Source organism: Staphylococcus sp. 231237_7MaSpsaltlick, assembly GCF_043107035.1.
Genome location: NZ_JBICNX010000335.1, coordinates 1 through 485 on the forward strand (window position 1 = coordinate 1; position 485 = coordinate 485).

The 485-nt window shown below is 23.9% G+C and carries 1 protein-coding gene; it reads left to right on the forward strand.

Annotated elements, in window-relative coordinates; translation table 11 throughout:
• Positions 1-247: 247 nt before the first annotated feature.
• Entirely contained in the window at positions 248-433 is a 186-nt protein-coding gene (locus ACF91D_RS31765; RefSeq protein ID WP_392438698.1) for a hypothetical protein, read from the forward strand.
• The last annotated feature ends 52 nt before the right edge of the window (positions 434-485 follow it).

Here is a 485-nt window from a genome sequence, read left to right on the forward strand (position 1 = left end):
CTTTAGTATTAGAAATTATAAGTCATGGTGTATTAATACTTGTTGGATTGATATGTATATACTTGAATTTCTATTTTTATAAAAATAAAGACCACTACAAATGATTTTAGAATCACTATCACAATAAAAAGTATAAAGAGTATTAAAATGTGAGTGAAGAAGAATAAAATTGATATTTTAGCTAAAAGCATTCAATATACTGATGCTTTCATTTATAAACAAAGTAAATGTTTATATGAAGATTATAATGACTATGATCTTGATTTCAATATTCAAATACTTTTTAATCTCTTTTATTCAATTGATGAAAACACATGAAAATTCAAATGATATATATGTTTATAGACCAAATAATGATATAGGCGTAATGTTTAATACAAATAACGATAACGTAACCGATGTACATATTGGTTATGGTGGCGCAGGTGGTTAATATATTATTACGTGAATTCTAAAGGTGATATAACAACACTTATAGTGATATT